16 protein-coding genes are annotated in these 25,439 nt (G+C 75.0%); 5 read left to right on the forward strand and 11 right to left on the reverse strand.

Going from position 1 to position 25,439, the window contains the following annotated elements:
- Positions 1-3: 3 nt before the first annotated feature.
- Genes AMK31_RS29045 through AMK31_RS29065 form a run of 5 tightly spaced genes read left to right on the forward strand, consistent with a single transcriptional unit; the run spans position 4 to position 10,109 of the window.
- Complete coding sequence (locus AMK31_RS29045; protein ID WP_073943633.1) at positions 4-366, forward strand: GPW/gp25 family protein; 363 nt, start codon at positions 4-6, stop codon at positions 364-366.
- Positions 363-3,347 (forward strand): putative baseplate assembly protein, encoded by a 2,985-nt coding sequence (locus tag AMK31_RS29050; RefSeq protein ID WP_073943634.1) that lies wholly within the window; start codon positions 363-365, stop codon positions 3,345-3,347. Before AMK31_RS29045 ends, AMK31_RS29050 begins: the two co-directional genes overlap by 4 nt.
- Complete coding sequence (locus tag AMK31_RS29055) at positions 3,344-6,574, forward strand: putative baseplate assembly protein (RefSeq protein WP_073943635.1); 3,231 nt, start codon at positions 3,344-3,346, stop codon at positions 6,572-6,574. Before AMK31_RS29050 ends, AMK31_RS29055 begins: the two co-directional genes overlap by 4 nt.
- Positions 6,571-8,694: a hypothetical protein gene (locus AMK31_RS29060; protein WP_073943636.1), complete on the forward strand. Its 2,124-nt coding sequence runs from the start codon at positions 6,571-6,573 to the stop codon at positions 8,692-8,694. Before AMK31_RS29055 ends, AMK31_RS29060 begins: the two co-directional genes overlap by 4 nt.
- Positions 8,695-8,738: 44 nt before the next feature.
- Complete coding sequence (locus tag AMK31_RS29065) at positions 8,739-10,109, forward strand: DUF6519 domain-containing protein (RefSeq protein ID WP_073943637.1); 1,371 nt, start codon at positions 8,739-8,741, stop codon at positions 10,107-10,109.
- Between the two features lie 14 nt (positions 10,110-10,123).
- On the opposite strand, the gene AMK31_RS40505 is transcribed toward AMK31_RS29065, so the two are convergent.
- The 11 genes from AMK31_RS40505 to AMK31_RS29120 all read right to left on the reverse strand — a co-directional run bounded on the left by AMK31_RS40505 (position 10,124) and on the right by AMK31_RS29120 (position 25,386).
- A complete protein-coding gene (locus AMK31_RS40505) occupies positions 10,124-10,519 on the reverse strand; it encodes a hypothetical protein (RefSeq protein ID WP_143204264.1) in 396 nt (131 codons plus the stop codon).
- Between the two features lie 330 nt (positions 10,520-10,849).
- Positions 10,850-13,684 carry an ATP-binding protein gene (locus AMK31_RS29075; RefSeq protein ID WP_073943639.1) on the reverse strand — a complete coding sequence of 945 codons (2,835 nt, stop codon included), beginning with the start codon at positions 13,682-13,684 and terminating at the stop codon, positions 10,850-10,852.
- Positions 13,685-13,873: 189 nt separating this feature from the next.
- Positions 13,874-14,914 carry a (-)-alpha-amorphene synthase gene (locus AMK31_RS29080; protein WP_241842746.1) on the reverse strand — a complete coding sequence of 347 codons (1,041 nt, stop codon included), beginning with the start codon at positions 14,912-14,914 and terminating at the stop codon, positions 13,874-13,876.
- Positions 14,865-16,310: a cytochrome P450 gene (locus AMK31_RS29085; protein ID WP_073943641.1), complete on the reverse strand. Its 1,446-nt coding sequence runs from the start codon at positions 16,308-16,310 to the stop codon at positions 14,865-14,867. The genes AMK31_RS29080 and AMK31_RS29085 overlap by 50 nt, the downstream gene beginning before the upstream one ends.
- Positions 16,311-16,495: 185 nt before the next feature.
- Positions 16,496-17,155, reverse strand: coding sequence for a dienelactone hydrolase family protein (locus AMK31_RS29090; RefSeq protein ID WP_073943642.1), 660 nt, complete (start codon positions 17,153-17,155; stop codon positions 16,496-16,498).
- 112 nt (positions 17,156-17,267) lie between these two features.
- Entirely contained in the window at positions 17,268-17,546 is a 279-nt protein-coding gene (locus AMK31_RS29095; RefSeq protein WP_073943643.1) for a hypothetical protein, read from the reverse strand.
- The gene (locus AMK31_RS40760) at positions 17,543-18,997 is read right to left on the reverse strand and encodes a DUF6895 family protein (RefSeq protein WP_073943644.1); all 1,455 of its coding nucleotides are present in this window, start codon (positions 18,995-18,997) and stop codon (positions 17,543-17,545) included. The genes AMK31_RS29095 and AMK31_RS40760 overlap by 4 nt, the downstream gene beginning before the upstream one ends.
- Positions 18,994-19,791 carry an ABC transporter permease gene (locus AMK31_RS29105; RefSeq protein ID WP_073943645.1) on the reverse strand — a complete coding sequence of 266 codons (798 nt, stop codon included), beginning with the start codon at positions 19,789-19,791 and terminating at the stop codon, positions 18,994-18,996. Before AMK31_RS29105 ends, AMK31_RS40760 begins: the two co-directional genes overlap by 4 nt.
- Complete coding sequence (locus AMK31_RS29110) at positions 19,788-20,744, reverse strand: ABC transporter ATP-binding protein (protein ID WP_241842747.1); 957 nt, start codon at positions 20,742-20,744, stop codon at positions 19,788-19,790. The genes AMK31_RS29105 and AMK31_RS29110 overlap by 4 nt, the downstream gene beginning before the upstream one ends.
- A complete protein-coding gene (locus AMK31_RS29115) occupies positions 20,741-22,132 on the reverse strand; it encodes a lanthionine synthetase C family protein (protein ID WP_073943647.1) in 1,392 nt (463 codons plus the stop codon). The genes AMK31_RS29110 and AMK31_RS29115 overlap by 4 nt, the downstream gene beginning before the upstream one ends.
- The gene (locus tag AMK31_RS29120; RefSeq protein WP_107468750.1) at positions 22,129-25,386 is read right to left on the reverse strand and encodes a lantibiotic dehydratase; all 3,258 of its coding nucleotides are present in this window, start codon (positions 25,384-25,386) and stop codon (positions 22,129-22,131) included. The genes AMK31_RS29115 and AMK31_RS29120 overlap by 4 nt, the downstream gene beginning before the upstream one ends.
- Positions 25,387-25,439: the final 53 nt, after the last annotated feature.

The following is a 25,439-nucleotide window of genomic DNA, read 5'->3' on the forward strand; positions in this document are numbered from 1 at the left end:
GGGATGCGGATCGACTTCCCCTACCGCGTCGACGCCCGTGGCCGCACGGCCACCGTCGACCACCCCGGCCACGTCCGCGACATGGTCGAGCAGGTCCTCTTCACCAGCCCCGGGGAGCGGGTCAACCGGCCCGACTTCGGCTGCAACCTCCTCGACATGGTCTTCGCCGGCAACAGCCCCGAACTCGCCGCCACCCTGGAGATGACCGCCCAGGCGGCCCTGCAGCGCTGGCTCGGCGACCTGCTGGAGGTGGAGTCCCTGACGGTGACCTCGGAGGAGGCCACCCTCCGGGTCCGGGTCGCGTACGTCCTCAAGGCGACCGGGGAGAGCCGTGTCGTCATGGTGAGCGGGGGAGTGGTCGCATGACCGAGTTCCACGACCTGGACCTGCGCCGGCCCGCCGACCGCGCCGGTCTCGTCGGCCTTGTCAGCGTCGAAGAGGTGACGGCGCACCCGGACCGGCGCACCCTCACCGTCACCTTCTCCGGACCGCCCCCACGGCTCCTCCGCCGGGACGACTTCCTGATCGAGGGCGGCCGCCGCGTGGTCGGACTGCGCGTCCTGCGCGTCACGGAGGAGCGCGACGAACGCGACGAACGCGAGGCACGGGAGGGGCTTGAGGAACGCGAGGAGCGGGAGGAGCGGGAGGAGCGGTGGGACCGCGAGGACCGGCGAGACCGCGAGGACCGCTACGGGCACGGAGACGCCCGAGGCGACCGGACCGCGAGACGGCTCAGGCTCACCCTCGACCGGCCGGGCGACGAGTCCACCTACCGGCTGCGGGTGCGCGGCCCCGGCTTCCACGGCGGCCGCGACCGCGCCGAGTTCACGTTCCGGCCGACCGCCCGCCCGGAGGAGCGACCCGCGGCGGAGCCCGTCGGCGCGCCGCCCCCGCGGCCCGCGCCGGCCATCGACTACCTGGCCAAGGACTACGCGAGCTTCCGGCGGCTGCTGCTGGAGCGGATGTCGCTCACCATGCCGCAGTGGACCGAACGTCACGTGCCCGACCTCTGGATCACCCTGGTGGAGATCCTGGCCCACGTCGGGGACCGGCTCAGCTACCAGCAGGACGCCGTGGCCACCGAGGCCTATCTGGACACCGCCCGGTTGCGCACCTCGGTGCGGCGGCACGCCCGGCTCGTCGGCTACCCGATGCACGACGGCTGCGCCGCCCGCACGGTCGTCTGCCTGGAGGCGGCCTCGGCCGTGAACGACCTGCACACCGAGGAGCTGGCGTTCACCGCGCTCCCCGAGGACGAACTCACGGGAGCGAGCGGCCCGGTGATGACCCCCGAAGCCCTCATCGCCGGCCCGCACCCCGTCTACCAGCCACTCGGCCACTACAAGCTGCGGCTGCGGCCCCAGCACAACCGCGTCCCGCTGTGGGCCTGGGGGCAGGACGGCTTCCCGCTGCCCGTCGGCACCACCCGGGCCGCCCTGTACGACCCGGACCGGAAACTGGAGTTCGTGCCGGGCGACCTCGTCGTCATCGAGGAGACCGAGGGGCCCGACGGCGGCCCGCCCGACCCGGCGCACCGGCAGGCGGTCCGGCTCACCCGGGTCGACAGGGACGTCGACGCGTACACCGGCACACCCGTTCTGAAGATCGCCTGGGCGGAGGAGGACGCCCTCACCTTCCCGCTCACCCTGCGCAACCCGCCGGACGGCGACGGCCGACCGGGAAGGACCGCCGTGGCGTGCGGCAACGCCGTCCTCGTCGAGCACGGCCTGGAGAACACCTGGCTGCCCTCGGCCACCGCCGAGATCGTCACGGTCCCGGACCCCGACCCGGACCCGGACCCGGACACGGTCCCGGACCCGGACCCCGAGCCGGACCGCGGCCGGCGCCGCCCCTTCACGGCCACGCTGAGCGGCAGCCCCGTCACCTGGTCACCGCCGTACCCCCGCCCCGCCGACGTGGCCGCCGCCCAGGCCCGCCGGCTCCTCGACCTCGCCGCCGAGGCACGCGACCGGCTGCGCACCATCGACGCGACGGCGCCGACCGACGAGGACCGGGACTTCCTCCGCGCCCTGTTCGGCCGTTCCCTCACCGGCGGGCCCGACTCCGAACGCCTCGTGCCGCGCCTGCGGTCGCGCTTCGACGAGCTGCTCCGGCCCAGGCTGCGCCAGGTCGAACGCCTCGTCCGCCGGGCCCGCTCCGGGTACGTCCTCGACCCCGCGGACGTGGGCGAGGGGTTCGACCGGACCTGGCGGGGCCTTGCCGCGGCGTCCCTGGATCCCGCCAACCCGGCCCTGCACGGCCCGGCGGCCACCGCGCTGCGCCCCGACCCCCGCGAGGCCCTGCCCACCCTGCGCCTCATCGAGGAGGAGAGCGGACGCGCGGAGCAGAACAGACGCGGGGAGGACGGGAGTGGGCGTCGGAGGAGCGGACGCACCGCCAAACCCGAGTGGCGTCCCCGCCGCGACCTCCTCTCCAGCGGCCCCCGCGACCGCCACGTGACGGCCGAGACCGACGACGACGGCGTACTGCGGCTGCGCTTCGGCGACGGGCGGTGCGGGCGCGCCCCGCAGCCGGGCCGCAGTCTCAGCGTCGTCTACCGGGTCGGCAACGGCCGCTCCGGCAACGCCGGCCGGGAGGCCGTCAACCGGATCGCCGCCCGTCGTACACACCTGTGGGGCGTCGTCACCGGCGTCCGCAACCCCCTGCCCGCGAGCGGCGGCACCGACCCGGAGCCGGTCGCCGAGGTCCGCCTCGCCGCTCCCCGCGCCCCGTTCCGGACCCTGCTGCGGGCCGTCACCGCCGAGGACTACGCCACCCTCGCCGCCCAGCGGCCCGGTGTCCAGCGCGCCGCCGCCTCGCTGCGCTGGACCGGCAGCTGGTACGAGGCCGACGTCGCCCTCGACCCGGACGGCGCCACCGCCCCGTCGCCCCGGCTGCTGGAGGACGTACGCGACGACCTGTGCCGTTACCGGCGCATCGGCCACGACGTGGTCACCCGGCCCGCCCTGCTCGTGCCCCTCGACATCGCGCTGGACGTCCTCGTCGACCCGCACCACCTCACCGGCCACATCCGCGCGGCCCTGCTGCGGCTGCTGCTGCCGGGACGCGGCTCCGGCGGGCGGCCGGGGTTCTTCGACCCCTCCGCGCTCACCTTCGGCACACCGGTGCGGACCAGCGTCCTGGTCGCCCTGTGCATGGACGTCCCCGGTGTGCGGCACGCCGAGGTCGTCCGCCTGCGCAGGGTCCACGACGACGCGCTCCGCGTCCCGGACGTGCCGCCCTCCGGGGAGCTGCGGATGCGGCCCCTGGAGATTCCCCGGCTCGACGGTGACGTCACCCGGCCCGAGAACGGCCGGCTCACCCTGCGCCTGAGAGGAGGACGATGACCACCTCCCCGACCGACGGCCCGGCCCCGGCGCGCAACCGGCCCGGGCTGCCCGCCCTGTCGTACCGCGTCGGCACCCACCGGCAGTTCCTCGACGCGATGCTCGCCCGGCTGCCCCTGGTGGACGGCGACCCCGCCGAAACGGGGCTGCCCGCGGCGGGCCACGCCTCCGCAACGTCCCGTGAGGGCCCCCTGGCCGCGCTGACCACCCGGGAACCGGACGACCCCACGATCGCCCTGCTCGACGCCTGGGCCGTCGTCGCCGACGTGCTGACCTTCTACCAGGAGCGGATCGCCAACGAGGGGTTCCTGCGCACGGCCACCGAGCACGACTCCCTGGTCCGGCTCGGCCGGCTCGTCGGACACCGGCCCCGCCCCGCCCTCGCCGCCGCCACCCACCTCGCGTACACCCTCGACCCCGGCGCCTCCTGTGTGCTGCCGGCCGGTTCCCAGGTGAGGAGCGAGCCCGAACCGGGCGGCCTGCCCCTGACGTTCGAGACGGCCAAGGACCTCACCGCGAGGGCGGAGTGGAACCGGCTCCCCGTCCGCACCACCCGCCCGGCCTCGCTCGCCCCGCACGCGGCGGTCCGCACCGCGGCCGTCGACGTCGAAGGCGTCCAGCACCCCGTACGCCCCGGCGACCGCCTGCTGTTCACCTACCCCGACCGCCGGCTGAACCAGACCCGCCTGGTGGCGGACGTCGAGCGGGACCCCGCGCTGGGACGGACCACCGTACGGCTGCGGGTACCGGACCCGTCCCGGCAGCTGAACGTGGCGGTCGACGCCCTGCGCGAGGACATGGAGGACGCGGCCGGCCGGGCCCGCTCCCGGGGCCCCTTCGAGGAACTGCTCGACCTGCTGCGGGACGTCCGCGAGCGCGCCGGGGAACTGCACGACCCGGAAACCTTCGCCGACCGCCTCGACCGCAGGCTGCGTCGGCTGCGCGAGCGGCTGTCCGCCGCCGCCGACGAACTCGACGCCGACGCCCTCGCCGAGCGGGCCGCCGTACGCCTCGCCACCGTCCGCGACGCCGTCCGCCGTCTGACCCGGGAACCCGAGGCGCCGACCGCCGGGACCGAGCGGGACGCGCTGCTGCGGGACCTGGAGACACCGGACCGCCCGGTCCTGCACACCGTCGGCCCGCTGCTGGAGGCCCTTCGCCGCGGCGGACCCCCGCCCGGCGGCCCGCCCGCCGTCCGCGACGTCCTCGGCCCCGGCTCCGACGCGCTGCCCCGCCTCCTCGCGGGCAACCGGCCCGGCCTCACCGCCGCCCTGTACGAGGCGCTGGCCGCCGTCACCCCGGCGGCCGGACCGGCGCCGGGCGTCTGGCACTTCCGGCTCGCCACGACCCCGCTCGGCGCCGCCGTCCCGGACGACGCCCGGGTGAAACGCCTGCTGCGCGCCGCCGTACCCGCCCCGGCGGAGGGCGACGCCGCGCTCGACGCCCGCGTCCTGCTGCTCGACGCCGTGTACGAGGAGATCCAGCCCGGCAGCTGGATCGCGGTACGCGTGGCGGGCCGCTCCCGCACCCGTGTCCTGCGCGTCACCGAGGCCGACCGGATCGCCGTCGCCAACGAACAGGACGCCGTACGGGTGACCCGGCTGCGCCTGGACGCACCGTGGACCGAGGACGCCGAGGACGTCGCCGCCCGCCGCGCCACCACCGTGTGGGCCGCGCCCGCACCCCTCGTCCTCGCGCCCTCACCCGACCTCACCGACGTCCAGGGCGACGCCGTCGACCTCGACGGCACCTTCGAGGGACTGGCCCCCGGACGGCTGGTCGTCGTCGCCGGGGAACGCACCGACATCGTGCCCGAGGACGGCGCGGCCCCGGGCGCCCGTCCGGGCGTCCCCGGCGCCGAACTCGCCGTCCTCGCCGGGGTACGGCACGCCTTCGACGGGACCTCCGCCGACGCCCGGGTGCGCACCACGCTGCTGCTCACCGCCCCGCTCGCGCACCGCTACCGGCGCGACACCGCCGTCGTGCACGGCAACGTCGTCCAGGCGACCGCCGGGGAGACCGTCACCGAGGTGCTCGGCAGCGGTGACGCCGGCCGGGCCGGGCAGGCGCTGCCGCTCAGGCAGGGGCCGCTCGTCTGGCTGCCGTCCGCGACCGCCGACGGCGGCGACGAGGCGCTGACCGTCCGCGTCGACGACGTGGCGTGGCGGCGCACCGCCGACCTGGGCGAGGCGGGCCCGGCCGACCCCGTGTACCGGCTCGCCGCCGCCGTCGACGGCCAGGCCGTGGTGGAGTTCGGCGACGGCCGGCACGGCGCGCGCCTGCCCACCGGCAGCGAGAACGTCACCGCCCGCTACCGCATCGGCGGCGGCCGCGCCGGGAACGTCCCGGCGGGCCGGATCAGCCAGGTGATCACCCAACCGCTCGGCGTCCGCGGCGTCACCAACCCGCTGCCCGCCACCGGCGGCGCCGACGCCGACGGCCCGGCCGAACTGCGGCAGGCCATCCCGCTGCGGCTCGCCGCCTTCGACCGGCTGGTCTCGGTCCGCGACTACCAGTCCTTCGCACGCGCCTTCGCCGGCGTCGGCAAGGCCGTGGCCCGCCGGGTCACCGACGACCACCGCTCACTCGTCCACATCACCGTCGCCGCCGCCGACGACGCCCCCCTGGACCCCGCCGCACCCCTGCTGACCGCGCTGCGCACCGCACTGCGCCGGTACGGCGACCCCGGCCTGCCGGTCCGGGTCGAGCCCTGCGAACGGGTGCGGCTCGTCCTGGTCCTCGGCGTCCGCACGCTGCCCGGCCACAACCCGGAGCGGGTCGAGCGGCGGGTGCGCGAGGCGCTGGCCGCCCGGCTGGGCTTCGACGCGGCCCGCCTGGCCCAGCCCGTGTACCTCAGCGCCGTGGTCGCCGCCGCCCACTCGGTGCCCGGCGTGGACTTCGTCGACGTCGACGCGTTCGGCGGAGTACCGGAGGGCACCACCGCCGCCGAGGTGGCCCGGTTCGCCACCCACCCGTCCGCCGTCTCCGTCGTGCCCGGCCTGCCGGCCGGCCCCCGCGCCGTACGCGAGACGTCGAGCCCGCAGGGCACCTCCGCCGTCGTCGACTCCGCGTACGCCCCCACGGTCGTCCTCGACGGGCCCGGACGGCCGCGGCCGGCCCGCCCGCGCACCACGGGCCCGGCCGCGCGCACCCTGCTGCGCCCCGCCCAACTCGTCCTGCTGGACCCCGCCGTGCCCGGGACCCTGATCCTGCGGAGGATCCCATGACCCCCGACGAGCTGTACGCGCTGCTGCCCGCGGTGCACCGCCGCCACGACGAGGAACGCGGCCGCCCCCTCCACGCGCTGCTCACCGTCGTCGCCGAACAGGCCCGCGTCCTCCAGGAGGACATCGAACGCCTCTACGACAACTGGTTCATCGAGACCTGCGAGGACTGGGTGGCGCCCTACATCGGCGACCTCGTCGGCTACGAGGTCCTGCCGGGAATCGCCGCCGCACTCTCCGACGACACCGCCCGCGCCACCGGCCTGCCGGCTGCCGCCGTACCCCGGCGGGACGTCGCCGACACCGTCGCCAACCGCCGTCGCAAGGGCACCCTCGCCCTCCTGGAGGACCTGGCGTCCGGCGTGGCCGGCTGGCCCGCCCGGGTCGTCGAGTACCGCCACGCGCTCGCCGTCACCCAGCCGGTGCGCCGGTACACCTCCGACGACCGCGACGCCCGCCGCCGAGCGGCCCACGGCGCCCTGGCCGACGTACGGCGGGCCGCCGCCCTGGACTCCGTCGGCGGCCCGTTCGACCCGCTGGCCCGCACCGTGGAGGTACCCCGCCCCGGCTCCGTCCGCCGCCCCGGCCGGTACGGCCTCCAGTCGGTGGGCCTGCACGTGTGGCGGCTGCGCACCTACTCCGTGACACGCGCCCCCGCGTACTGCCTGGACCGGGACGACGCCTGCTACACCTTCAACGTGCTCGCCCTCGACACGCCTCTGTACACGTCCCCGGTGCCCGAGCCGTCCAGCGGCCATGTCGCCGACGAGACGAACGTCCCGGAGCCGATCGGCCGGCGCGCTCTGGCCGAACGGCCGTACGACTTCTACGGTCCCGGCAAGAGCCTGTGCGTGTGGACCGGCGACGACCTGGTGGCGCCGGACCGGATCGTCGCCGCCGACCTCTCCGACTGGCGGTACCGGCCCCGGCCCGGCCGCGTCGCCGTCGACCCCGTCCTCGGCCGCCTGGCCCTGCCCACCGGCGCCGCCCCCGCCCAAGGCGTCCGGGTCACCTACCACCACGCCTTCTCCGGCGACCTCGGCGGCGGCGAATACCCCCGCCCGGACACGGAGACCAGCGGCAAGACGGCGACCTACCGGGTCGGCCCCGACCCGGACGACCACCACAGCATCGCCGACGCCCTCGAACGCTGGCGCGCCGAGAAACAGGGCGACCGCGGCTACACCGAGGCGATCGTCGAGATCACCGCCAACGACGTCCACGAGGACCTGACCCGGATCCGGCTCGACCCCGGCGACCACCTCACCCTGCGCGCCGCCGACGGCGTCCGCCCCGTCGTCCGCCTCACCCGGCGGCACGCCGCCGAACCCCGGTCCCTGCGGATCACCGGCAGCGAACACGGGCACCCCGGCACACCCGGCGCCCGGATCGTCCTCGACGGCCTCCTGATCACCGGCGGCAGCGTACGGGTCACCGGCCGCGTCAGCCGTCTCACCGTCCGGCACTGCACCTTCGTACCGGGCTGGGCCGTCACCTCCGACGGCACCCCCCTCGCACCCGACGCGCCTGCCCTGCAGATCGACGACGGCCCGGACCGGGTCGACGTGCGGCACAGCGTCCTCGGCGCCATCACCGTGACCGGGCGCGACACACCCTGCCGGATCACCCTCCACGACACCGTCCTCGACGCCACCCACCGCGAGGCGACGGCGCTCTCCGCCCCGCACGGCGGCCCCGCCGACGTCCTCCTCACCGCCCGGCGCACCACCGTCATCGGAGCGGTCCGCGCCCGCGCCGTCGACGTGCTGGAGAACTCCCTCCTCGACGGCGACGTCCGGATCACCCGCGACGACCAGGGCTCCGTCCGCCACTGCTGGGTGCCCGACGGCTCACGGACACCGCCCCGCTTCCGCTGCGAACCCGAGCACTCGGGCGACCCGGACCGCGTCCGGCTGCGCTTCGCCGGCACCCGGTACGGCCTGCCCGACTACGTCCGGCTCGCCGACGGCTGCGCCGAGGAGATCCGCCGCGGCGCCGACGACGGAGGCGAACCCGGCGCCCTGCACCACCTGTTCCAGCCCCAGCGCGAGGACAACCTGCGCACCCGGCTCGCCGAGTACACCCCCGCCGGCTGCGACACCGGAATCTTCTTCGTCACCTGACAGCCGCCGCACGGCCCACCCCCCACAGGCAGGAAACATCCCCCATGCACGGCGACTTCTCCCGCGTCACCTTCGACCCCGCCCAGCGCTTCTCGGCCGTGCTCTCCCAGCAGGGCCGCGTCCAGCTCGACGCCGAGTTCAACGAACAGACGGCGATCCTCCTGCACTACGTCCGCACCCTCGCCGCCGACGTCCTCGGCCCCGCCGCCTACCCGCCCGACGACGACCCGGACGGCATCGGCGGATTCGGCGTCGAAGGGTGCGACGGAGAGACCTTCACCGTCGCACCGGGCCGGATGTACGTCGACGGCATCCTCTGCGAGTGCGACGGCACCGACTACTGGGAGCAGCCCGACGGCCACCTCGACCCCAGCCGGGACGACGACCGGCTCCCCTCCGGCCCCTTCCTGATCTACCTGCGGGTGTGGGAACGCCTCGTCACCGCGCTGGAGGCGCCCTGGATCCGCGAGGTCGCCCTCGGCACCGACAGCCCCGACACCACCGCCCGCACCCGCGTCGTCTGGCAGCTGTGCCCGCTCCCCATGGAAGGCGGCTCCGCCCCCGACGCGCACGACGCCGCACGCTACGTACGCAAACGCATCCGCCGGCGCTTCGAGCCACGCGGCGCGCTGGCCGCCCGCACCCGGCGCCCCGAGGAGACCACCACCCTCGCCCCCGGCGCCCTGCCCGCGTCCTCCGGCTACCGCGCCCCCGAGAACCAGCTGTACCGGGTGGAGATCCACCGCGGCGGCACCGAGGGCACGGCGACCTTCAAATGGTCACGGGAGAACGGCTCCGTCGTCCTGCCCATCCGCGACATCCAGGGCCCCACGGTCCTGCTCGACTCCCTCGGCCGGGACGACAAGCTCGGCGTGGACACCGGCGATGTCGTGGAGATCGTCGACGACGCCACCGTGAGCCGCGGCGCCGCCGACTACCCCGACGAGGGCTGCTGCCGGCTCTACACCGTCCAGGAGATCGACTACGGCGGCCACGAGGTCCGCCTCGACGCCGAACCCGAACACGACCCCTACCTGCGAACCGCCGGCCAGTCCGCCCGCCACCACCCGCTGCTGCGCCGCTGGGACCACGGCACCAACGCCTGGGGCGACGAACAGGGCGAAGGCCTACCCGTCCGGGAGGCCGAATGGCTGCCCCTGGAGGACGGTGTGGAGATCTGGTTCGAACCCGGCGAGGACCGCTCCCGCGTCTACCGGCACGGCGACCACTGGCTCATCCCCGCCCGAGTCCTCACCGGCGACGTCGAATGGCCCCGCGGCCGTGGGGGCCGCCCGCTCCCACGCCGCCCCCACGGAGTCCACTACCACTACGCGCCACTGGCCTACGTCGAGCCGCGCGGCGACGGCGACTTCCGACTGGTGGACCTCCGCGTCCCCATCCACGGCCGCCGGTGACCGACGACACCCCGTCAGCGGCCCACGAACCCGAACAGGAACACCATGTAGGCGACGAACAGCACCAGGATCACCGTGATGGCGACCACGTTGGTCCGGCCGACCGACACCTCCGCACCGGTCGTCAGGTTCCGCAGCCGCCGCACCCGCAGCGTCCCGCGCTTGAACTCACCCGTCGCGCGCACCCAGTCGCCGTCGTGGACGGCGCCGTCGAACCGGTCGCCGCGCATCTCCACGGCCACCAGCCGCAGCGGCGTACCGCTCCGCCGCTCCTGGATCTCCACCCGGAAGTCGCACACCACCGTGCTGCCGGAACCCTCGTCGACCTCGGTGCGCATCCGCACGTTCTGCGCCACGCCCTCGATGGTGCCGCCGCCGGTGTGGACGAGGGACGGGGGAGGCTGCCTCACGGGGCGCGGCGGCGGTTCCACGGACCGGTCATCGGTCCGCGTGTTCATCCGCGTGTCCGTCCGGTCTTCCGTGACGACGGTCGGGTCACGGACGACGGGCCGGCCGACCGTGCTCTCCGGAGGCGGCTCCGTCCAGGTCGACCGCCGGCGCCGACGCCGCCACCACGGCCGCTCGTCCTCGTTCAGGAAAGGCGGCAGCCACGATCCGCAGACGCGGCACTTCTGCGCGCTGGCGGGTGCCTCTCGGCCACAGCTCTCGCAGGTCCAGGCGCCATCCACACCACCATCGTCACCCCGCTGCCACGCCCGCGCCACACGAGTGAACCCCCGTCACGGACGCGCCCGCGAAGCCCCCAGCGCCTCGGCGAGCCCCGCCGGGTCGGTGCCGAGCTTGCGGTACGCGGCCGACAGCAACTGCCGCACCCCCTGCTCCGTGAGCCGCAGATCCTTCGCGACCACCGACGCCGGCTGCCCCTGCGCCGTCAGCTCGGCGGCCCGCCGCTCGTGCGCCGTCAACGAGTCCGTCTGCGTGTACCGCAACGGCAACGGCCGCAGCCCGGCGGTCGACAGCTCTTCCCTGGCTTGGGCGGCCAACGCCGTGGCACCACAGTGGACGGCCACCTCCAGCCCCTGGTAGAGCCGGTCGGCGGCATCCTGCAGCCGGCCGTGGCGGGCCAGCGCGGCGCCGTGTCCGACCAGCGCCGCCGGCCCGCCCGTCACCTCGGCCTCGGTGCGGAGCGCCTGGCCGATCACGGACGCCGCACCGAAGTCCCGGGCCCGCGCCACGGCTTCCCGGGCGGTCTCCACCGCCCGCTCCGGGGCGGACCGGGCGAGCGCGGTCGACAGATCCATCCGCCAGGGGCACCAGGCGGGGTTGCGCCAGTCCCGCCCGTCCAGCCACTTCCCGACCTTGGTCAGCAACCGCTCCGCCTCGGCCCGGCGCCCCTCCGCCAGCAGCAGCTCGGCGTAGACCGTACGCGGATCGGGGTAGATGACGGCGTTGGGGACCACCTCGCCGTAGTGGTGCTCGTCGGCGACCCGGCGCGCGGCGGCGGTCCGGCCGCGGGCCAGCAGCGTCTGGATGAGGATGCCGATGGCGAACCACTGCGCGGGCACGGCTCCTTCGACCCGCTCGGCGGTGCGCAGGCCTCCGCGGACCCATTCCTCCGCTTCGATGAGGTCGCCACGTCGGTAGCGGATGTAGCCGAACAGGGTCTGTCCAAGGGCCAGGTGGGAGCCGCGCCAGCCCTTCGACTCACACTCGGCCATGCCCTTGGTGAACAGTTCCTCGGCCCGCCGCGGCCGGTCGCAGTACATGAACGCCAGGGCCACCGACACAGGCACCTCGAAGCCCCGGTTCTCGTCGGTCCAGCTCATGCCGTCGCGCAGGGCTTCCTCGGCGTAGCGCAGGACGGATTTCTGGGGCTCTCCGCGCAGGAGGGCGTCCCAGGCTCGCAGTCCCAGAATCCAGCGTTCCTCGGGTCCACGTCCGGGCAGCCGCTCGGCCAGCCGGGTCAACCGGCGCGAGCGCGCGGGCGAGTCGGTCTCGTCGGTGCGGAACATGCTCCACACGAAATGGTCGGCCTGCATCCGCAGCCGGATCCGTGGATGGGCCGCCTTGTGCGCCTCCTCGGCGGCCACCGTCGCGGCCTCGGCCATCCGGTCGGTGTGGGCGAGCGCCTGGGTCAGCCGGTAGACGATCGAGGCGCGCAGCTCGGGGTCGACACCGGGCTCCGCCAGGGCCTCCCGCAGATGATGCACCGTGGCTGTCGGCTCGATCAGGAACGTCGCACACGCGAGTTGGTGCAGAAGCGCGGCACGCTGCTCCGGAAGAGGCGGCTCCTGCAAGGCCCGGTTCAGCAGCCGCCGGGCCGCCTCCGGCGCCCCTGCGCGCAGGTACTCGTGCGCGGCCTCCCGCAGGCTGTCGACCGCTTCAGGCTTGCCTTCGCAAGGCACTTCGAGCAGGTGGCGGGCGGCTGCCGCCGGACCGTGCCCCGCCGCGCGGACGGCCACCGCCGCCGCGTTGTGCAGCCCGCTGCGGAAGGCCGGTGAGATGGACCGGTAGATCGTCTTGGCGATGATCGGGTGCTCGAAGTCCAGTCCGCCTCCGGGCGCCTGGCCCTCGGCGACGATGCGGGCGGCGCGCAGCTTCTCGACCGCTTCGGCAGCGGCCTGGCTGCCGACCGACGAAAGCGTGGCGGCCAGCTCGGGGGAGAACGGCGAGCCCAGGACGACCGCCGCGTGGGTGAAGAGGACGGTGCTGGTGCCCAGCCCCCGCAGACGCTCCAGCAGTCCCGGGCCCTTGACCGCCGCCGCGATGTCCCGCATGGCGGGGAGGTCCTGCCGAGTGCCCTTCAACTTGCGTTCGGCGAGCCCGTGGGCCAGCTCCACGGTCTCGAACGGACTGCCGCCGGTGGCCGCACAGCACTCCGCGCAGAACTCGTCGTCGGCCTGCTCTCCCACCACGTCCCGCACGATCCGTGCCACGCCCGCGGTGGTGAGCGGGGCCAGCGAGTAGGGACGGCGGCCGTGGTCCTCGATCAGAGCGCGGAACGCCGCCGCCTCGGGCGGCAGTTCGGCGGGCCGGTAGGCGGCGACGATCAGGACGGGCAGGTCTGCGACGCGGGGAGCGAACGAGGTGAGCCAGCTCAGGGACTCCAGGTCGGCCCAGTGCAAGTCGTCGAGGAGCAGGACGAGCGGCCCCTTCGTCGCCGTGAGCCTGGTCATCACCCAGTCCAGACCGTCACGCACCCCGGTCGGGTCCGGCACATGACCATCGGGTGCCGCTTCCAGACCGAGGGTGGTGGCGACGATGGGGTACCAACTCCCCATGAACTTGTGAAGAGCGGACTCGTCCATTGCGGCCAGAGTGGGCTGCACGAGCTGGCGGACGGCACGGAACGCCAGCTCCTGTTCCGCCTCGCCACCCCGGCACGAGAGCACTCGCAACCCGTGGGCCGTGGCCCGGGCGCGAGCCGCGGAGAGAAGTGCCGTCTTCCCGAGGCCGCCCGGACCGGTGAAGGCGAGCAGACCGCCGTGACCGGGCGCGCCGCTCTGTGAAGAGGCACGCAGTTCCGACATGGCGGCGTCGAGCGCGTCGAGTTCCCTCTGGCGTTCGAACAACGGCCGGGACGGGGTGGTCGATTGCCGTGACTCAGGCGCCATGTGCCTTACCGCTTCCTGTCGCTGGTTCGCAGGCAGCGCCGAGCGTACGCCCTCAACGTCCCCCAATCGGCCGCATTGATACAGAACGAGAACGAGGATGGGTGAATCGACGACTCTGTTGGTTTGACCACCCGCCTGTCTGGTAATCAAGCAAGATTGGCCCTCGGAGTGAGGGCCAATCGCCGGAGTTCACTGGAGCACGGCTGCCGTGGTCGCCTCCGCGTACCGGGGGACGGTGCGGGACCAGTAGTAGCAACCGCGCATCCAGCCGATCATGCCCTCCACGTAGGAGACGCCGGCCGGGCTCAGCTCCGGCTCGATCTGCGCGTGGAGCCCCTCGAACTCACTGATGGTGCTGTTGATCTGCCCGATGGCACGCGCGACCGCCACCGGCAGGGAGCACCGGTCCGTGTACTGGTGGGCCAGCGCCAGGTTGATCATCTCGCCCGCCCGTTGCTCCTTGACGGCGGAGAACAGATCGGGGATCCATACCGCGGCGTCGGCGGACAGCCGTTCCAGGCGTCGCATGACGGGGTGGTGCAGTTCCGCGGCGCTCAGTTCCTGGGAGTGCGAGGCCTCGCACAGCGGATAGAACGGTTCCACACCCGCGGTGAGCGAGCGGACCGAGGTGCACAGCTCGATGGGCGGTGGCGCCGAACGGGTCTGCGCCACCGCCTCGTACAGCAGGCCATGGACGTACTCACGGCTCTTCCAGGCCCATCGCGCCGCCTGGGCGGGCGTGCACCGTTCCCGGACCTGGCGGTACAGGTCGGCAAGGGCCGAGCCGAGCGCGGTACTGGGGGCCGCGTCGTCCCGCAGGATCGCGATGCTCTCGCAGAGCATCGGCAGCAGCCCTTCCGGCCAATGGCGGCCGACCTCCTCCGCTCGGTCGTCGTAGACGAATTGGTACGCTATCTGATTGGCCATGATCTGCAGGATTTCGGCGTCCATGGCCGGGCTGTTGAACGACGCCAGTTCAGCCGGACGCGTGTACGCGATCATGTTCAGCACGCCCGGCTCGTCGGCAAGTCCGCACTCCCGGAGCCATTTCTCCACGCCCGCCGTGGCCTCCGCCTCATGCCGGTTCCGTTGGAAAGGGAAAGGCATGTAGAGATGGGCGTCGATCAGCTCCCTGAGGCTGGAACTGTGAATTCCGCCCTGCCGGGGAACCGTGATTTCCTCATGCGTCGTCGACACCGTTGTCACCTGCCGTTCGGGAGTCCGGTTCACGGAACGTCGTACGGTGCGTCGTGCCGACCCGCTCGCGGGTACGCGGCACGCAGATCATCCGCAGCGCCCTCGGGCCCAGCGTCACCGCGGGGCGCGACTCCTCGGCGGGACCGGCCGCGTGCCGGAGCCGCCAGCGGCCGGCGACGACCGCCAGGGCGATCGTCGCCTCCGCCATGGCGAAGCCGTCACCGAGGCACTTCCGGCTCCCCGCGGCGAAGGGCACCATGGCGTGCTCCCGCCCGGCGGGGGCCCGCCCCGGCAGCCAGCGCTCCGGGAGGAACCGCTCGGGCTCGGGGAACGACGCGGGGTCGTGATGCAGCAGGTACGGGCTGTACAGCACCGTCGTCCCACGCGGGAGACGGCGTCCCGCCAGCTCCGTGTCCCGCGTGGTCACGCGGGTGAAGAGCCAGCCCGGCGGGGAGTGGCGCAGCGTCTCGGTGACGACCGCGCGGGTTTGCTCCAGGCGCGGCAGGTCGTCGGCGCCGGGCCGCCGCCCCCCGAGCACCGTGTCGACCTCGGCGTGCAGCGCGCGCTCCGCCGCCGGATTGCGGGCCAGCAGGTCGAACGCGGAGGCCAGGCACAGGGCGGTGGTCTCCACGCCGGTGAGCAGCAGGGTGATCAGCTGGTCGTGGACCTCCTGGTCGGTGACGGCCGGCCCGGTGTCGAGCGCGGCGGCTTGCAGGAGCGACCCCAGCAGGTCGTCGCGGTGGTCGCCCGCCCGCCGCCGCTCGGCGACGGCCGCGGCCACGATGGCGTGCAGCCGGTCGACGGCGCGCCGGTAGCGGAGGTTGGCCGGTATGGGGAAACGGAACGGGGCGTCGAACGGCACGATGGTCCGGACGAACAGGCCACGGACCACCTCGGCCAGGCAGTGCCGCACCTCGGCGTGAGCCGACGCGTCGAGGGAATCGGAGAACAGCACGCGGCTCATCACCCGCGCCGTCACCGTCATCATTGCCGCGCTGACGTCGACCAGCTGTCCGGCCTGCCAGGAGGTGGACGTCGACTCGGCCTCCCGGCCCATCACTTCCGCGTGGCCGGCCACGCTGGAGGGGCGGAAGGCCGGCTGGAGCAGTCTGCGCTGGCGCCGGTGCGGCTCGTACGGGCAGGTGACGACGCCGTCGCCCATCAGCCCGCGCAGCCTGTCGAACAGCGGGCCACCCTTGTCGAACGTCCGTGCGTCCAGGAGTATCCGGTGGACCAGTTCCGGGTGGCAGGCCACCCATGCGCGCCGGGGTCCCAGTCGCACCTCCACCAAATCGCCGTATGCCGGCAAAATATTCAGAAACGCCAGCGGCCGGCGGAACAAGGCGATACCGTGGCCGAGCAGTGGGATTGCGCCCGGCGCGGAACCCGCTGTCCATGCCTGTTCTGGTTCCGTTGCGGAACCGTTCATCGGATACCACCCGCCTCAGTCGAAACGCGAAATTCGGTGATCACCCACCGAATGGGCACTTGAACCAAGTCCTGCCCAGTTCAACCTGGTCGCGGATTGCGGAATCCTTTTTCCACAGGGGCGCACGGGAGCACGGTGAAGCACACAAAGAGATTTTCAACGCCGACCCGTTGACGGCGGCGCGCTCAGCCGGAAGGCTGCGCCAGCCGCTCCCGGAACCAGCCACCGGCCGCCTCGGCGACCTCCTCGAGCGCCCCGGGCTCCGGGAACAGATGCGTGGCGTTCGGCACGACATGCAGCCGGTACGGCACGGACAGCCGCTCGGCGGCATCCTCGTTGAGACCCAGCACCGTCTCGTCGGCGCCACCCACGATCAGCAGCACCGGAGCCTCCACCCGGGGCAGCCAGTCGCCCGCCAGATCCGGCCGCCCGCCCCGCGACACCACCGCGTACACCCGTCCCGGCCGCTCGGCGGCGGCCACCAGGGCCGCGGCCGCGCCCGTGCTCGCCCCGAACAGCCCCACCGGAAGGCTCTCGGTGCCGCGCCGCCGCTCCAGCCAGTCGACCGCGGCCACCAGCCGCCCGGCCAGCAGACCGATGTCGAAACGGTGCCGGCCCGTCGCGGCGTCCTCGTACTCCTCCCGCTCGCTCAGCAGGTCCAGCAGCAGCGTGCCGAGACCCACCCGGTTCAGCGCCTCGGCCACCGCCCGGTTGCGCGGGCTGTGCCGGGAGCTGCCGCTGCCGTGCGCGAACAGCACCACCGCCGGGACTTCACCGCCCGGCATCACCAGATCGCCCGCGAGCTCCACCTCACCGGCGGGCACCGTCACCGCCTCGGAGTTCATCCGCCCTCACCTCCGGGTGCGTCGCGCATCGACGGCGGGCACGCCGAACCCCGGCCCTCCGCAGGGCCGGCCCCTGCCAACGGGCCGACGGGCCGAGGCCGGCGAGCCGGGGTCAGCGGCTCCGCTCGTCGTCCGCCGTTCCCTCGACACCGGTCAGCGGATCGCCGGTCGCCGTGCCCGGCGGTTCCGGCTCACGGGGCTGGCTCTCCAGACCGGAGTGGGAACCCGGCTCCTCCTCGTCGAGGGCGCGGGAGTAATCCGTCTCCGGCACGTCCTCGACGTCGTCCTCACGCTCGCCCTCCGCCTGGGAGGGAGTGGTGCGCGGCGGGTCGTACGTGTCGGTGGCGTCGTCCCGCTCGCCCTCGGCCTGGGACGGTGTCTGCTCGCTCATCGTGTTCCTCCCGAGGTCCGATCGGTCCCGGTCGGTCCCCCCGTGTACCCGTCCGGCCCCGCCTCATGCGAGTCGCACCACCCCGCGGCCAGCAGCGCGGCGGCCGACCGCGCCAGAGCCGTGTCGCCCCGCCCCAGCACATGAGCCACCGCCAGCACCGCCGCGAGCCCCGCCCGGTCCCGCCGCCACGCACACACGACGAGCAGCGGCTCGACACAAGCACTCCACGCGGCCCGCTCCCCGTCGGACGCTGCCCCTACGCCACCCCGCACCGCGTCGGCCCAGCGACACACCGCGTCGGCGTCACCGGCGTCGGGGGGTGATGGCGGGGTTGTGCGGCGTGGGGTGCCGTCGGCTCCGGCGTGGGGTGGTGGCTGTGCCGCCGGTTCTCGGGAGTGGTCGGTGCTGCGACTGCCGCTGTCGACTTCGGCGGATGCCGAGGGCGATGGGGTGGCGCCGCCTGACCCTGTGCCGGGCGGTGTGGGGTGCCGGGGGTCGTCCGCGCGGCTGTCGGCCGGTGCCGGTGAGCCCAGATGCACCGCCGCCGCGAGCCCTGTCGCCAGCGTGGTGTGGTAACAGGTGCCGAAGAGGTACGCCGTCGCGTTCTCGCCGGTCAGAGGGGTCGCACCGGTCAGCAGAGCGGGCTGGTGCACCGGGCCGGGGACCGCCCCGTCGGGGCGCTGGGAGCGGGCCAGGGTGGCCCAGCCGGCGGACCTGAGCCGGTCGTCGGGATCGCCCGCCAGCTCCGCGCACACCAGCAGCTCCGCGACGAGGTCCAGGTGGCCGAGGGCGAGCTGCGCGGCCAGCAGTACGTGAACGGCGTCGCGCGGGAGAGGCACGTCCGGCGGGAGCGGGCGGGCGCCGAAGTCGGTGGCGTAGAAGAGCGCGTGGGTGAAGGCGTAGACCTCGCTCTCGTCCAGGGTCAGCGGGTCCGCGCCCAGCCCCGGCAGGCTCTGCCGGTAGAGGGACGTCCGGTCCGGCAGCTCGGGCGGGGCGGGGAGGCCGCAGCGGTCGAGGAAGCAGCGCAGCTCCAGCCGGCTCGCCACCGGCCTGTGGGGGCGGGTGTGCCCGCCCGCGCCGACCGCGAGCAGTGCCCGGCAGTCCCGCCGCAGCTCCGGTCTGGGGCGGCCCAGCAGTTCCAGCAGCGCCACCAGGTTGAGGTGGTACGGGAAGTACGGGTCCGCGCGACGCAGCCCGGTCACGAACCCGGGTTCGTCGACGATCCGCTCGGCGAGGTCGAGCGCCCGGGCGCGCAGCTCGGAGTACGCCGGAACCGACAGCCCCGGCACCCGGTCCAGCAGACGCAGGAACCCCAGCAGCTCCAGCAGCGGACCCGGCCGGAAGGGGCGGCGCGGCAGCCGGCGCTCCCACTCGCCGGGGTCGAACCAGTCGAGCTGCGAGGACAGCCAGCCGGTCACCCCCTCCAGGACCCGGACCGCGGTCTCCCTCACCGGCCGCTCCGCAGCCGCAGCAGCGTCAACGCCAGCGCCAGGACCGCGCCGAGCGCCCCGAGATCGGCCCACCACGGCAGGATCCCGGGGCCGCCGAGCAGGCTCTGCCGGGCCAGGTCCACCGCGTACGTCATCGGGTTGAGGTGCATCACCGCGGCCAGCCAGCCCGGCGCGTCCTCGGGGGCGAACACCGAACCGGACAGGAACAGCAGCGGGAACATGGCCAGTTGCACGGCCGCCTGAAGCGTCTGCACCCGCCGGATCAGCGTCGCCAGACACAGCCCGATGACACTGAACACCGCCGCGCTCAGCGCGTAGCACGCGGCCGCCGCCACGAATCCCGACGGCGTCAGCGGCACCCCGGCGAGCGGGCTGAAGGAGAGCATCAGCACACTCTGCGCCGTGACCGTCCCGGCACCCGCGACCACCTTGCCGAGCGGCAGACACATCCGCGGCACCGGCGCCACCAGCAGCTCGCGCAGCACGCCGTACTCCCGGTCCCAGGCGTACGTCTGCCCGGAGGCGATGCCGACCGACACCACCTGGATGGCGATCAGCCCCGGGAAGACGTACGCGCTGAACGGCACCCCGGGACGCACGGAGCCGATCATGCCGTCGAAGCCGACGGCGTAGACCAGCACGAAGAACAGGACCTGCACGGCCTGGCTGACCAGCATGCCCGGCCGGATGACCTGGCGCAGCAGGTCCCGGTGGGCGATGACCGCGACGGCCCGCAGGCCGGTCGCCAGTCGTTGTGTCGGGGTGTCCGGGCCGAACGCCGCCGCGTAGGTCACCGTGTGCTCACCTGCCCGTCGGCGGCCGCGGCCAGGTAGACGTCGTTCATCGACGGGTGCCGCACCGAGAGGGTGAGCCCGGGGACGTCCAGGGCGCGGACCACGTCGGCGACCCGGCTCTCCGGGTCCGGGCAGTGCACGGCGACCCCGTCCGGCCCGGTCAGCGGGGCGAACCCGGCCGCGCGCAACTGGGCGGCGGCGAGCGCGTCGTCGGCGCTGGCCACCACGATCCGCGAGGAGTCCAGGCTGCTCTTGAGCCGCGCGGCGCTGCCCTGCCGCACCACCCGGCCGTCGCGCATGATCACGATCTCGTCGGCGTACTCGGCCTCGTCCATGTAGTGCGTGGAGTACAGGACCGTCACGCCCAGTTCGTCCCGCAGTCTGGTCAGGTCCGCCCACACCGCGCTCCGGGCACTCGGATCGAGTCCGTTGGTCGGCTCGTCGAGCAGCAGCAGCCCCGGCCGGTGCAGCAGCGCGCGGGCGATCTCCACCCGGCGGGCCAGACCGCCGGACAGCTCCTCGACGGGCCGGCGGGCCCGGTCCTGGAGCCCGAACAGCTCCAGCATCAGCGCGATCCGGCCGCGCGCGTCCGCCCGCCGCATCCCGAACAGCCGCGCGTGGAACCACAGGTTCCGTTCGACGGACAGCTCCTTGTCGAGGGTGCGCTCCTGGAAGACCAGGCCCAGGGCGCGCCGGGCGGCCATGGGGGAGCGGCGCACGTCATGGCCGAAGATCCGCACCGAGCCCGCGTCCGCGCGGGCCGCCGTGGACAGCACCCGCAGCAGGCTCGACTTGCCCGCCCCGTTGGGCCCGAGCAGCGCGGTGATCCGCCCGGGAGGCGAGGAGACGTCCACCCCGCGCACGGCGGTGACCTTCCCGTACCGCACGACCAGCCCGCGCACCTCGTACGCGGGCACCCCGGCTCCGCCCGCCGCTCCGGCCCCGCCGCTCACGCCAGCCCCAGACAGCGGTCCCACGGCAGCGGTCCGTGCGGCACCGGCGACAGCGCCAGAGCCACCCCGGCGGCGCCCTCCAGCATCCCGGCCACGTCCAGCGCCCGGTGCGGCACCGGCGAGTGCGCGGCCGCCGGGAAGCGCATCAGATGCCGGAACCCGAATGGGGCCTCCTCGTCGAGAGCGGCCAGCACCATCCCCGTCAGCCGGTCGCGGCCCACACGCAGCACCGGCTCGGGCTCCGCCTCGGCGACCCGTGACAGCACCGCGAGCAGCCCGGCGAAGCCATGGCACACGGTCGGCCCGTCCACCGCCCACCGGTGCTCGTCCCGCCGCAGCGCCGCGCGCAGCCCCTCGACGGCGGCGGCCCGCCAGCGCGGCTGCCCGAACACCCGCCCCGCGCGGTGCAGCGCCGCCGCGACCCCCGGCGTGCCGTAGCACCAGGCCGTACGGGTGAACAGGGCGCGCGGCCGGTCGGCGGCCGTCTCGTCGTCCCAGCCCGCCCGCGCCGGCCAGTACGGCCCGGCCTCGTCGTGCAGCGTCCAGCCCAGCAGCCAGCCCGCGATCCGGTGCGCCGCCTCCGCCAGCCCCGGCACCTCGTGCCCGCGCTCCGCGGCCGCGGCCAGCACGGCGAGCGGCCCGGCGATACCGTGCGCCATACCGAGGTTGAAGTCGCCCCGCGGATACGTCCGCCGGTCCCGCTCACTGACCTGCAGATCGGCCGGCACCCACCAGCCGGGCACCGTGCGCCGCACCGGCCCCACCACCGTGACCGGCTCGCTGACCGCGACGAGGTGCCGCAGCGACGCCGCCAGCGTCTCCGCCACCTCCGGGGACCGCTCGGCCGGGTCCTCCGCCGAGTCGAGCAGGATCCGCGTGGTCCCCGACAACCCGTTGACGAGGTCGTACGACGCCCAGTCCACACCCTGCCCGCCCCGCCCCGCGCGCTCCTGGAAGGCGGCGAGCCGCTCCCGCTGCTCCCGCGCGACCCACTGCGCCAGGCGGCGCCGCAGCGACGCGTAATGGCCCGCGCCGCCCGCGCAGGTCTGGGCGGCGGCGAGCAGCGCGGCCGGACCGGAGAACAGGCCGCGGCTGGGCACGGCGCCCACCGCCCGGCCGGCGGCGGCGAGATGACGGTGCGCCACCGCACGCCACGACGCGTCCGCGCGGGCCAGCTCCCCGTACAGCAGCGCGGTGCCGGGCAGACCGTTGGCGAGGGTGAGCGGCCCCCACATCACGGCGTCGTACACCGGGTCCCGGTTCTCCTCGCGGGACGCCACGGCGGCGACCGCGTCGGGATCCGCGAGCCGCCGCGCGACCAGCGCCACGGCCCGCTCGGCCGCCGCCGCCAAGGCGGGGGAGCGGTGCCCGAGGGCGACGGAACTCATGACAGGTGCCTCCGGCGGTAGAGATGGTCCTGTACGGCGCCCCGGGCGATGCCGAGCACGGCCGTCTCCTGGGCGGTGGAGCCGCCCAGCAGCCGGTTGCACACCATGTGCAGCAGACTGCCCACGACCCGGCCCTCCGGCGTCCGGCCGCCCTCCCGTGCCGCCCGCGCCAGTCGCCGCACGGCCGCGTCCCGCTCGCCCAGCGCGGCCAGCACGCGCGCGCCGACGGGGTCGGCGGACAGCGCGGGCCAGCCGCCGTACGGATCGACCAGCCGGCGCCAGCCGGCGGCCCGCTCCCGGAAGGCGTCGGGCAGGTCCCGCCGGGAGCCGGTCATGCCGAGCCAAGCCGCCGCGCCGTCGTCCCCGCAGTCCTCGGCGAGCAGCGGATGCCCGGGCGCGGGCGCCCCGAAGGCGTGGGCCAGCGCGGCGCAGGAGACCACGGCGAGGTCGTCGGCCCGGATCCCGGCCGGGCCGGACCGGACGCCTGACCAGACACCGGCGGGCGGGGCGTGCCGGACCTCGTGGGCGAGCCGCAGCAGCGCGACGGTGGCCTCGCTGTCGCACCGGAACACCTCCTCGGCCGCCGCCAGCGCGCCCGCGCCGCCGTACCGCTCGACCTCCGGGTCGTACGGAGCCAGCGCATGCCCGCGCACCAGCCCCCGCCGCTGCCACTCGGCCAGCAGCCCACCCACCTCCAGGGCGACCGCGCCCCACAGATCGGACCGCTCGCCGTGCAGCCGCACCCGCAGGTGGTGCCCGGCGTCGTCGGTGTAGCGCAGGAAGAACCAGCGGTCCACGCCGCGTTCCCGGGCCCGCTCCACCAGCCCGGGCAGCGCGGTGCGCAGCAGCTCGTCCTGGCCGCGCGCGGAGCCGTACACCTTCAGCGACAGCCAGTCGCCGCCGAGCCCGTGCACGGCGCGCCGCGCGGTGTGGTGGCCCGTGTAGGGGCGGTACGCCGGCGGTGCCGGGCGGCGGGTGAGGGGAACGACGATCTCCGTGGTGTGCCCGGCGAGCGGACCGTCCAGCAGGCCTTCGTACTCCCCGGGCACCTCCTGGGCGATCAGGTCGGGGTGCCGGGGGAGCCGGTCGCGCAGCAGCTCGCGGTGCCACGCCCGGTCCAGGTCGAGCAGCAGCCGCTGGTCCGCGGTGACGGCGAGGACCAGCCGGGGAACGTCCCAGCGCTCGCGCCAGGCGGCGACCTCCCGGTCCCACACGGCCCCGGTCGCGCCCGGCGCCACGGCCCGCAGCTCGTCCAGCCGCCACACGGCACAGGCCAGCACGAACCGGCCGGAGCGGATCCTCGGCACGAACGGCGCCTGGGCGAGCGGACCCCAGTTCCACGGCTCCCACAGCCGCTGCCCCTCCAGGCCGATCTCCCACAGCAGCCGGGCGGCGTTGGGCGCCTGCGCGGGGGCGCTCACCATGTTGCCCAGCACCGGCACGATCTCCCGGCCCGTCGGCAGGTGCACGGCCGTCAACCGGTCCAGGGTGGCTCCGACGCCGATGTCCGCGAGCCGCAACTCCTCGGCACCGGCCGCGTCCGGGACGCCCACGGAGATCCGCCGCCCCGTCGCGGGCACGGTGTGGGCGAGGTTGGACGCCCGGCCCGACCGGGTCCGGAAGGCGAGGTCCACCGCCACGGCCCCCGCCACGTGCACCGGCGTCTCCCGGTGCAGCGCGGCGAACGGTTCCCGCCAGCCGGGGTCCAGGTCGGCGAACCGCGCAAGGGTGGAACCCGCCCGGTGGGAGCCGGGGGAGGGGGACAGGAAGACCAGGAACTCCCCGCCGGTCAGCGCGTCCACGTCGGCGGCCACCACCTGCACCGTGACCTCGCACGAATTCTGCGCGACGGCGCCGACAGCGCCCGTGTCCGCCGTGTCCGCCGCGTCCGCCGTGTCCGCCGTGTCCGGGCACAGCTCCGCCAGCTCGGCGTCGGTCAGCACCAGCTCGCGCCGCCGCTCGCGCACCGCCGTCGCCGCCAGCCGCGCCATCGCCCGGTCGACGGCGACCGCGCGCGGCTCCTCGGGCGGGGCGGGCACGGCCTCGCTGTTCGGCCAGCCGTACCCCGCCGGCGCCCCCAGCCCGGTAGCCGGATCGAGCAGTTCCAGCACGGGCACCAGCCGGTCGGCGCCGTACACGTCGAGAAACCGCCGGTGGAAGTCGCGCAGCGCCAGCAGACCCCGCTTCGGCCGCGACAGCCGCAGCATCAGCGTCGCCGCCCGCTCGATCTCCTCCCGCACGGCGTACGGCAGCCGCAGCTCCACGTCCAGCCGGGTGTCCACGTGCAACGGCGTGTCGTCCGCCGCCACGGCACGGGCGTCCGCCAGCAGCCGCCGCAGCCGCTCCCGCCCGGCGCCCGGAGGCAGGGCGTCGTAGTCCGCGCGGTCCCGGTCGAGGCGGTGCAGCGCCGCGCGGACCTGCTCGGTGGCGGGAGAGGGGGCCGCCACCGAGTCCAGGACCGCCCGCACGTGCCGCAGCGGATCACCGCCGTCCAGCGGCGGGCGCAGCGAGGTGATCAGGATCTCCTGCCCGACCAGCTCCGCCAGCAGGGCGCGCAGCCGGTGACCGGGCGCCTTCGGGAAGGCGGCCGTGAGCCGGTCCACGAGCACCGGATACGGCACCGGGGCACGGGCCTCGGCGACCGCCCGCGCCACGACCGGCGTGTGCCGTACGGACACGGTGGCCCGCCCCGCGCCGTCCGCCGTGGGCGCCGCCGCGCGTGCCGAGGGGGCGGTCAGCATCAGCCGGTCGCCGCGCACCGTCAGCGCCTGGTGCGCCTGCACGGTCAGCGCCTCCAGCACCGCCGGATCCCGTTCCAGACGGTGCGTCACCTTCGTGAGCCACTGGACGTCCGCGTGGGTGCGGGTCCGATGGGCCGTTCCCCGGACTGCCTTCGCGGTGGCGTCGAACTCGCCCACGGCCACGCCCGCGAACAGACCGAACGGCGTCGGCCGCGTCCGCATCCGGATGTCGTACCGCAGCACCGCCAGCGCCGCCCGCCGCAGCCGCCGGGCCGTCAGCCCTTCGGTGCTCCGCGCGGCCACCCGGCGCACCAGCGCGCTGAGTGCCGGTGAGGCGAGGGCGAGGGCCTCGTCCAGCAGCGGATCGGCGGCGGCCGCGCACAGCAGCGCCGCGCAGGCGCCGGGATCGTCGGGCGTGACGCCGTCCTCGGGGAGCGGCAGGCCCGGCGCGGCCGGGGCCACCGGGGCGCGGAGCAGGAAGACGTCGGCCGCGCGGAACACCGTGTCTTCCAAGGCCTGCTCCCCCTCCGCCGTCCTGCCGCGGTCTCCGCGCGCGTCGATCGGTC

Origin of the sequence: Streptomyces sp. TSRI0107 (genome assembly GCF_001905845.1) — a bacterium.
GTDB lineage: Bacteria > Actinomycetota > Actinomycetes > Streptomycetales > Streptomycetaceae > Streptomyces.